General features: G+C 66.6%; 8 protein-coding genes and 1 pseudogene. 5 read left to right on the top strand and 4 right to left on the bottom strand.

Features of this window, described 5'->3' with window-relative positions; all coding sequences use genetic code 11:
- Window positions 1–1944, bottom strand: a 1944-nt coding sequence (locus LI94_RS18735) for an ATP-dependent DNA ligase (protein WP_046302134.1), incomplete at its 3' end; no start/stop codon positions are given.
- A 62-nt stretch (window positions 1945–2006) separates the two neighbouring features.
- On the opposite strand from LI94_RS18735, the gene LI94_RS18740 reads away from it, so the two are divergent.
- The 5 genes from LI94_RS18740 (at window position 2007) to LI94_RS18760 (ending at window position 7283) form a co-directional block, all read left to right on the top strand.
- Complete coding sequence (locus LI94_RS18740) at window positions 2007–2888, top strand: Ku protein (protein WP_046302135.1); 882 nt, start codon at window positions 2007–2009, stop codon at window positions 2886–2888.
- Window positions 2889–2989: 101 nt separating this feature from the next.
- On the top strand, window positions 2990–3781 hold the full coding sequence (locus LI94_RS18745; RefSeq protein WP_024441773.1) for an SDR family oxidoreductase: 792 nt from the start codon (window positions 2990–2992) through the stop codon (window positions 3779–3781).
- Window positions 3782–3848: 67 nt separating this feature from the next.
- A complete protein-coding gene (locus LI94_RS18750; protein WP_024441774.1) occupies window positions 3849–4925 on the top strand; it encodes a diacylglycerol kinase in 1077 nt (358 codons plus the stop codon).
- 88 nt (window positions 4926–5013) lie between these two features.
- Window positions 5014–6237, top strand: coding sequence for an Nramp family divalent metal transporter (locus LI94_RS18755; protein ID WP_046302140.1), 1224 nt, complete (start codon window positions 5014–5016; stop codon window positions 6235–6237).
- 113 nt (window positions 6238–6350) lie between these two features.
- Window positions 6351–7283, top strand: a complete 933-nt coding sequence (locus LI94_RS18760) for a class I SAM-dependent methyltransferase (RefSeq protein ID WP_046302136.1) — start codon at window positions 6351–6353, stop codon at window positions 7281–7283.
- A gap of 14 nt (window positions 7284–7297) precedes the next feature.
- On the opposite strand, the gene LI94_RS18765 is transcribed toward LI94_RS18760, so the two are convergent.
- The 3 genes and pseudogenes from LI94_RS18765 to LI94_RS18775 form a co-directional block, all read right to left on the bottom strand.
- The gene (locus tag LI94_RS18765; protein WP_046302137.1) at window positions 7298–8215 is read right to left on the bottom strand and encodes an acyl-ACP desaturase; all 918 of its coding nucleotides are present in this window, start codon (window positions 8213–8215) and stop codon (window positions 7298–7300) included.
- Between the two features lie 201 nt (window positions 8216–8416).
- Window positions 8417–8851, bottom strand: coding sequence for an SRPBCC family protein (locus LI94_RS18770; protein WP_046302138.1), 435 nt, complete (start codon window positions 8849–8851; stop codon window positions 8417–8419).
- Between the two features lie 114 nt (window positions 8852–8965).
- Window positions 8966–9196: pseudogene (locus tag LI94_RS18775) on the bottom strand (oxidoreductase); the annotation flags it as partial.

The following is a 9196-nucleotide window of genomic DNA, read 5'->3' on the forward strand; positions in this document are numbered from 1 at the left end:
CGTGGGCTCGGAGATGTGTATAAGAGACAGGTGCTTGGACTTGACCCACGCCGACGATCTGCGCCCCGGCTGGTAGGTCGAGTCCCACTTCTTGGCGACCACGCCCTCCCAGCCGAGACTGAGCGACTGTTCCAGCGCCTTGGCCCCGTCGGGATACAGCAGGTCCTGGACCACCAGATCAGTTCCGTGCGCGAGGGTTTCCAGCAGACGCCGACGGTCCCGGTAGGCCGCCCGCAGCAGCGGCCGGCCGTCGAGATAGAGCAGGTCGAAAGCCCAGAACTGTAACCGGGCCGCGCGGGCATTGTTCTGCATCGCGGCGAAGCTGGGGACGCCGGCGTCGTCGAGCGCAACCAGCTCGCCGTCCAACACCAGGTGATGTTCGGCCAGGTCGGCGGCGGGAAACGGCAGCTGCGGATATTCGGCGGTGACGTCGCGGCCGCTGCGGGCACGCAGCCGCAGCCGACCGTGGTCGGCCTCCACCAGCAGCCGGTAGCCGTCCCATTTGCCTTCGAAGGCCCACTGGCTCGGAGCCAGCCGGGCCACCGAGCCATGGGTGGCCAGCATCGGCGTCAGTTCGGTGAAGGAAAACGCCTGCTGATCTTTCATGCGGTGTGCCAGCCACTGATCTCCCCCGGTGCGGATCAGTGCGTATCGCCCGGAGATCCGGCTGCCGGCGAGCACGACGATCACCTCCCCTTTGTCGGGCCCGTCTTCGAACTTCTCGGTCACATACGTACCCGAATCCCAGATGCTCACGGTGCCGGCGCCGTACTCCCCCTTGGGGATGGTGCCTTCGAAGCTGCCGTACTCCAGCGGATGGTCTTCGGTGCGCACCGCGAGATGGTTGACCGACGTCGTCTCCGGAAGGTTCTTGGGCACCGCCCAGCTCACCAACACCCCGTCGCGCTCAAGCCGGAAGTCGTAGTGCAGCCGGCGGGCGTGATGCTCCTGGATGACAAAACTGTTTCCCTCGCCCGGCGCCGGTGCCGCGGCCGGAACGGGTTCGGGCGTCCGGGCGGCGTCACGTTTGGCCCGGTACACGGCAAGGCGATCTTGGCCTTTCAGGGGGCCATCAAGGCCGGCCAACAGGTCGCCGTCACGGGCGACGCGGTCCAGCACTTCATCGAAGCGCAACTGCCGCAGGTCCGGGTCGTCCAGCTCGGCCCAGGTGCGTGGAGCGGCGACCGTCGGATGGTCACGGCCGCGCAGCGAATACGGTGCGATGGTGGTCTTGGCCGCGTTGTTCTGACTCCAGTCGAGAAAGACCTTGCCGGTCCGCAGCTTCTTGGCCATGGTCGCGGTCACCAGCTCGGGCATCGCGGTTTCAAGCTGTTGCGCAACGCGTTTGGCCACCGCGACGGCGCCGGAGCTGCTCACCGGACGCTCCAGTGCCGCATAGATGTGCAGTCCCTTACTACCGCTGGTGAGCGGAAAGGTCTCCAGGCCCAGATCGCAGATCAGGTCGCGGATGGCCCGCGCCACCTCGGCGAGCTGACTCATCGACACACCCTCGCCCGGATCGAGATCGAACACCAGCCGCGTCGCCAGTCCGGGCTTGAGCACCTTCCCGCCGTGGGTCCACTCGGCCTCGAAACGCCACTGCGGTACATGAACTTCCAGCGCGGCCTGCTGGGCGATCCAGGCCAGGCCGTCGAGGTCCTCGATGATCGGATAGGTGGTGACCCCGGAGCGATGTTGGATGTCGGCGCGGGCCAACCAGCCCGGCGCCGAGGAAGCCAGTTGCTTTTCGAAGAACGACCCCTGCTCGACACCGTTGGGCCAGCGCTTGCGCGTCGCCGGGCGTCCCGCGATGTGCGGCAGCATCACTTCGGCGATGCGGGTGTAGTAGTCGTAGACCTCGGCCTTGGTGGTGCCCGTGGCGGGATAAAGCACCTTGTCGGCGTTGGTCAGCTTCACCCGGGTCTGGATGGACTCAGCGACCATGCGACCAACCTACGTCGCGCCAAAGCAGGTTATCGGCACTCTCGCGTGGGCATACTGGCCTCATGCGTTCCATCTGGAAGGGTTCGATCGCATTCGGTCTGGTCAACGTGCCGGTGAAGGTCTACAGCGCCACCGAAGACCACGACATCAAGTTCCGGCAGGTGCACGCCAAGGATCACGGGCGAATCCGCTACCGGCGAGTGTGCGAGGAGTGCGGCGAAGTCGTGGAGTACGGCGACATCGCGCGGGCCTACGAGTCCGACGACGGCAGGATGGTGGTCATCACCGACGACGACATCGCGAACCTGCCCGAGGAGCGCGACCATGAGATCGCCGTTCTGGAGTTCGTTCCGTCCGCTGATCTGGACCCGATGCTGTATGACCGCAGCTACTTTCTGGAGCCCGCGTCGAAGTCGATCAAATCCTATGTGCTGCTGGCCAAGACGCTGGCAGACACCGACCGGGTGGCGATCGTGCACTTCACACTGCGCAACAAGACCCGGCTGGCCGCGCTACGGGTCAAGGATTTCTCCAAGCGCGACGTGATGGTGGTGCATACCCTGCTGTGGCCGGACGAGATCCGCGACCCCGACTTCCCCGCGCTGGACACCAAGGTCGAGATCAAGCCGGCCGAACTCAAGATGGCCGGTCAAGTAGTGGAATCGATGGCCGACGATTTCGACCCGGACCGTTACCACGACACCTATCAGGAGCAGTTGCACGAGCTGATCGCGGCCAAACTCGAAGGCGACGAGGCGTTCACCCCCGAGGAGCGTCCCGCCGAACTGGACGCCACCGAGGACGTCTCCGACCTACTGGCCAAGCTGGAGGCCAGCGTGAAGAAGCGATCGGGGTCCCCGAAGTCACCCGCCAAGAAGTCACCCGCTAAGAAGGCACCGGCCAAGAAGGCACCGGCGAAGAAGAGCGCCTCCCGCACGTCGTGATCTAGCGCGGCCAACGCCGTCACACGTGCCCCAAACACTGAATTAGAACGTGTTTCAAAAAAGGGGTTCAGCTGGTGGTCGATCCTTGTTAGCGTGGCGAAGTGATCCTCGACAAATTCCGAATCGATAATCAAACCGCTGTAGTTACCGGAGCTGGGCGGGGCCTGGGCGCCGCCATTGCCGTCGCGTTCGCCGAGGCCGGTGCCGACGTGGTGATCGCCTCACGTACCGAATCTGAACTAGAGGCCGTCGCTGAACAGGTCAGAGCGGCGGGTCGTCGTGCCCACGTCGTCGTCGCCGATCTCGCCCATCCCGAGCAGACGGCGAAGCTGGCCGCCGAAGCGGTCGAGGCGTTCGGCAGGCTCGACATCGTGGTCAACAACGTCGGCGGAACGATGCCCAACACCTTGCTGACCACGTCGACCAAGGACCTCAAGGACGCGTTCACGTTCAACGTGGCGACGGCGCACGCACTGACCATCGCCGCGGTGCCACTGATGCTGGAGCACTCCGGTGGCGGCTCGTTCATCAACATCACCTCCACCATGGGGCGGGTGCCCGGGCGGGGCTTCGCCGCCTACGGCACGGCCAAGGCCGCCTTGGCCCACTACACCCGGCTGGCCGCGCTCGACCTGTGCCCCAAGATCCGGGTCAACGGTATTGCCCCGGGATCGATCATGACGTCGGCGCTGAACGTGGTGGCTTCCAACGACGAGCTGCGCACCCCGATGGAGAAGGCCACGCCGCTGCGTCGACTGGGCGACCCCGAGGAGATCGCGGCGGCCGCCCTGTATCTGGCCTCCCCGGCCGGCGCCTACCTGACCGGCAAGGTGCTCGAAGTCGATGGCGGCATCACCTTCCCGAACCTTGACCTGCCCGTCCCGGACCTGTGAGGAACTGCTGACCTATGACTAACGCAACGACGATGCAGAGCGAAGCGATGAGGAGGAGTGGCGAACGATGACACTGCGTGTTGCCCAGATCGGCACCGGCAACGTCGGTGTCCACGCATTGAAAGCGCTGATCACCAACCGCGAGTTCGAACTGACCGGGGTGTGGGTGTCCTCGGACGCCAAGGCCGGCAAGGACGCCGCAGAGCTGGCCGGAGTAGACACGCCGACCGGCGTGACCGCGACGACTGACCTGCAGCAGGTGCTCGACACCAAGCCCGACTGCGTGGTCTACACCGCGCTGGCCGACAATCGGCTCGTCGAGGCGCTGGAGGACTTCAAGCGCATCCTGGCAGCCGGTATCAATGTGGTCGGCAGCAGCGCGGTGTTCCTGCAATATCCGTGGAACGTCATCCCCGCCGAGATGCTGACCCCGATCGAGGACGCCGCCAAGGCCGGCAACGCCAGCTTGTTCATCAATGGCATCGACCCGGGCTTTGCCAACGACCTGCTGCCGCTCGCGCTGGCCGGCACGTGCCAGAGCATTCAGCAGATCCGCTGCATGGAGATCGTCGACTACGCCACCTACGACAGCGCCGCCGTCATGTTCGACGTGATGGGCTTCGGTAAGTCGATGGACGAGACCCCGATGCTGCTGCAACCGGGTGTGCTCAGCTTGGCGTGGGGTTCGGTGGTGCGCCAGCTCGCAGCCGGCCTGGGCCTGGAACTCGACTCGGTGGAGCAGTCCCACATCCGGGTGCCCGCGCCCGAGGACTTCTCGATCTCTTCCGGTGACATCGCCGAGGGCACGGCCGCCGCGTTGCGGTTCGAGGTGCGCGGCATGGTGGACGGCAAGGCCGCGGTGGTTCTTGAGCACGTCACCCGGCTGCGCGAGGACCTGTGTCCGGAGTGGCCGCAGCCGGCCCAGCCGGGCGGGTCCTACCGCGTCGAGGTCACCGGTGAGCCGTCGTATGCGCTGGACCTGTGCCTGTCCAGCCCCAATGGCGACCACAACCACGCCGGCCTGGTGGCCACCGCGATGCGGGTGGTCAACGCCGTTCCGGCGGTGGTTGCGGCCGAGCCGGGCATTCGGACCACGCTGGACCTGCCGCTGATCACCGGGCGTGGTCTGTACCAGGCCGGCTGATCCACCGCGACGTCGTGACCACCCCCGGACGGTGAGATTCCGGCTACCCTGACTTTCCTGTTCATGAATCCGGATCGAAAGGGTGCCGGTGGCCCAGGACGCCGCGGCGGGGCTGAAGCCGGGCTGGGCGTTGCTCGGCCCGGCTTTCGTCGCCGCCATCGCCTACGTCGACCCGGGTAACGTCGCCGCCAACGTCAGCGCGGGAGCCAAATTCGGCTTCCTGCTGGTCTGGGTCATCGTCACGGCCAACGTCATGGCCGGGTTGGTGCAGTACCTGTCGGCCAAGCTCGGTTTGGTGACCGGGCGCTCACTGCCGGAGGTGATCGGCGCCCACAGCCGCAAACCGGCCCGGATCGCTTACTGGCTACAGGCGGAATTGGTCGCGATGGCCACCGATCTCGCCGAGGTGGTGGGCGGAGCGATTGCGCTGAACCTGATTTTCGGGTTGCCGCTGCTGCTCGGCGGCCTGATCACCGGCGCCGTGTCGATGGCCCTGCTGGCGGTGGGCGACCGGCGCGGTCCGCGGATCTTCGAGCAGGTGACCAGCGGACTGCTGCTCATCATCGCCATCGGATTCCTGGCCAGCCTGGTAGTCGCCCCGCCGCCACCGGCCGACGTCGTCGCCGGCCTGCTGCCCCGCTTCGACGGCACCGAAAGCGTGCTGCTGGCCACCGCGATCCTCGGCGCAACCGTCATGCCGCATGCGGTGTACCTGCACTCCGGGCTGGCCCGGGACCGGCATGGCCGGCCCGAGCCTGGTCCGGCACGACGGCGACTGCTGCGGGTGACCCGCTGGGATGTCGGCCTTGCGATGCTGGTAGCCGGGACGTTGAACCTGGCCATGCTGGTGGTGGCTGCCAATAGTCTGCGCGGCGTGGACCACGCCGATTCCATCGAAGGAGCGCACGCCGCGGTCGGCCACACCCTGGGCCCCACGGTCGCACTGCTGTTCGCTATCGGCCTCTTGGCCTCGGGATTGGCGTCGACGTCGGTGGGAGCCTATGCCGGCGCGATGATCATGCAGGGCCTGTTGCGGGTTTCGGTTCCGCTGCTCTGGCGCCGGCTGATCACGCTGGGCCCGGCGCTGGCCATCCTGGCTTGGGGAATCGAGCCCACGCGGGCACTGGTGATCTCGCAGGTGGTGTTGTCCTTCGGCATCCCGTTCGCGCTGGTACCGCTGATCCGGGTGACCGGCGACCGGGCACTGATGGGTGCCGATGCCAACAGGCCGCTGACTGCGGCCCTCGGCTGGGTGATCACCGTGGTGATCGGGTCACTCAATATGGCGCTGATCTACCTGACGTTGCGCTGACCGACGGATCGGCCGCGGACGGGAACCATCGGCCGGTTCGCCGCGTTTATTAAGTGGACTAACTAATCGCTGGGCTGAGCAACTCGCCCCGGCCATCACTTCAAGGAGCGCTCATGGCACGCACCGACAACGACACCTGGGACCTCGCCACCAGCGTGGGAGCGACCGCGACCATGGTCGCCGCCGCCCGCGCGATCGCCACCAAGGCCGACAATCCCCTGATCGACGACCGCTTCGCCGAGCCGCTGGTCCGCGCCGTCGGCGTCGACTTCTTGACCAAGTGGGCAACCGGCGAGCTGGCGGGCACCGATCTCGACGACCACGAGTCCGGCTGGAAGCTCGGCCAGATGCCCGATGCGATGGCCGTCCGCACCCGCTTCTTCGACGCGTTCTTCGCCGACGCCACCCAGGCCGGCATCCGCCAGGCCGTGATCTTGGCATCGGGCCTGGATGCGCGGGCCTACCGACTGACATGGCCCGCCCGCATGACCATCTTCGAGATCGACCAGCCCGCGGTGCTGGCATTCAAGACCGCGACGCTGGCCGAGCTGGGCGCCGAGCCGACCGCCGATCGCCGCGGCGTGGCCGTCGATCTGCGCGATGACTGGCCTGCCGCCTTGATCGACGCGGGGTTCGACCGCACCCAGCCCACCGCGTGGATCGCTGAGGGACTGCTCGGCTATCTCCCGCCGGAGGCACAGGACCGGTTGCTGGACAACATCACCGCACTGAGCGCCGACGGCAGCCGACTGGCCACCGAGGCCATCCCCAACATTTCGGCGGCCCAGCATGAGCAGGCCAGGGAAATGATGCGAAGCGCCACCGAGAAATGGCGGGCGCACGGCTTCGACCTGGAGTTCTCCGAGCTCGGATACGACGGTGAGCGCAACGACGTGGCCGACTACCTGGACTCCATGAACTGGACCTCGACCGGCCAGTCCATGACCGAGCTGTTGACGCAGCACGACCGTCCGACACCCGCCCGGGGCGCCGACTCGGTGTCGATGGCCGACACGACCTACTACACCTCGATCAAGCGGGGCTAGCAGGCCGAGCCGGATCAGGCGGAGACGGTCTCGCGCGCCTTGGCCTTCTCTTCGTAGTATTTGGCCCGCTCGTCGACCATCTTCATGAAGCCGATGACCTGCTCGCGCGCCTCGTCGCCCGCAGCGCCGAAGTCTTTGCGCTCGTGGATCTTCCAGAAGCGCAGCACCGGCTGGATGACGTCGTCGTGGTGGATGCGCAGGTCGTAGATGCCGGCCTTGGCGATCAGGATCGCGTTCTCCTGGAAACCGGGCATGTTCATCCCGGGCATCGCGAAGCCGAGCACCTCGTCGCGGATCGCGCACATCGCCTCGTCCGGGGCGATGTCCAGGGCCGCCTGCATCAGGTTGCGGTAGAACACCATGTGCAGGTTCTCGTCGAGAGCGACCCGGGCCAGCAACTGGTCGGCGAGGGGGCATCCGGAGGCCTTGCCGGTGTTGCGGTGCGACACCCGGGTGGCGAGTTCCTGGAACGAAACGTACGCCAGCACCTGCAGCGCTGACTTGCCGCCGGCGTCATAGCCCGCGACGGTGTGCTGCATCCGCATGTTCTCCAGGTTCACCGGGTCGATACCGCGGGTCACGATGAGGTAGTCGCGCAGCGCGATGCTGTGACGGCCTTCCTCGGCGGTCCACTGGCCGACCCAGGTGCCCCAGGCGCCGTCGCGGCTGAAGGTGGTGGCGATCTCGCGATGGTAGGACGGCAGATTGTCCTCGGTCAGCAAGTTGACCAGCAGTGCGGCCTTGGCGACCGGGTCCAGCGGTGAGTCTTCGGGAACCCAGTCCTCGCCGCCGAGGAACGCGAAGTCGCGCCCCCTGCTCCACGGCACGTAGTCGTGCGGCAGCCACGGCTTGGCGGCCTTGAGGTGCCGATTGAGGTTCTGCTCGACAATCGGCTCCAGCTCATGAAGCAAGGCCGTCTGGACATTTACCATCGCTTTTTAGTCCCCTCCCTGATCGACAGGCGGGCTGTCGCTTGGCCCCCCAGCCAACCTACGGTCCCGTAGGTTTGGTCCACGGTAAGCACCCACCCCGCCACGTGTCAACCGTTAACTTAGCTGCTTCGGCGCATTCCGCATCCCGAATCGACCGACCAAATCAGCGGCCCAGCTAACTGCGCGGGGTCTGTGAGCGTGCTAGTGGCGGCGATCCGCTTGCTCTTCCGACTGCCGCTTGAGCCCGTCTGCCTCCAGGTCGACGTAGCGACGAATCCGGCCACCGGCGAGCAGGCCGGCCAGCCAGGACATCGGACCGATCACAGCAAAGGTCAGCACGGCCCGCACCCCTGACCCGGTCGGCGTCAGCTCATGAAAGCCGGTGAAGCGGATACCGGCCGCCGACGCGGTCCAGGTGAAGGACCGCTCGGGGACCAGGTCGGTGACGGTCCAGACCATCGGCCGGCCGGCGGGTTGGCGGACTCGGGCGGTGCTGCCGACTCGCAGCGGACCGGAGTCCAGCCGGGTGATCTCACGCATCGACGCCGTCCAGTCCGGCCAATGCTCGACATCGATCAGGACGGCCCAGACGTCGCTGGGCTGGGCCGCGATGGGATCGGTGCGGGTGTAGTGCATCGGCGCTCCCTTCCCCTCAACGGCACGCTACCCAAGTTCGGCGGTGCGCGGAACCTCGGTGAAACTGCGGCCAGGGTCGTGATCGCGCACACGCCTACAGCCCTGCGCGCAATCTCAGCGCGGTTGCGCCGCCACCCGGGCGCGTTCCCGCATGGAGGCGACCACTCCCCCGTCGGCGAGGATGTCGGCGCCGGTGAGATAGGCGCACTTGTCTCCGGCGCAGAAGGCGAACAGCTCGGCCATCTCCTCGGCCGTACCCCATCGCGGGATCAGCGCGTCGGGCATCATCATGCCCACTCCGGCCTTCTCTTCGCGCCGGCCCATCTCGGTGCTGTCTCTTATACA

The sequence above is a fragment of the Mycobacterium sp. UM_Kg27 genome (assembly GCF_000972905.1).
Lineage (GTDB): Bacteria > Actinomycetota > Actinomycetes > Mycobacteriales > Mycobacteriaceae > Mycobacterium.